This is a genomic window from Saccharopolyspora rectivirgula DSM 43747, from assembly GCF_000497205.1.
In the GTDB taxonomy this organism is placed as follows: Bacteria; Actinomycetota; Actinomycetes; order Mycobacteriales; family Pseudonocardiaceae; genus Saccharopolyspora; species Saccharopolyspora rectivirgula.
This window is the reverse complement of record NZ_AYJW01000149.1, coordinates 1-445: the sequence shown is the minus strand read 5'-3', so window position 1 is coordinate 445 and position 445 is coordinate 1. Positions and strand designations below refer to the sequence as shown.

Here is a 445-nt window from a genome sequence, read left to right as displayed (position 1 = left end):
CGAGATGCCGAGGATGAACGCCCCGATGGAGGACACCACGTTGAGCGTGGAACCCGTCTGTCGGCAGGTAGTCGGCGTAGCGGCGCGGCATGCCCTCGTTGCCCAGCCAGTGCTGCACCAGGAACGTGGTGTGGAACCCGATGAAGGTCAGCCAGAAGTGCAGCTTGGCCAGCCGCTCGTCCATCATCCGGCCGGTCATCTTCGGGAACCAGAAGTAGATGCCGGCGAACGTGGCGAACACGATGGTGCCGTAGAGCACGTAGTGGAAGTGCGCCACCACGAAGTAGGTGTCCGACACGTGGAAGTCCAGCGGCGGGGAAGCCAGCAGGACGCCGGTCAGACCACCGAAGAGGAAGGTCACCAGGAAGCCGAAGCTGAACAGCATCGGCGACTCGAAGGTGATCTGGCCCTTCCACATGGTGCCGATCCAGTTGAAGAACTTGAT

At 62.0% G+C, this 445-nt stretch carries 1 pseudogene; it reads right to left on the bottom strand.

Features of this window, described 5'->3' with window-relative positions:
• Positions 1-445: pseudogene (locus SREC43747_RS0119310) on the bottom strand (cbb3-type cytochrome c oxidase subunit I); the annotation flags it as partial.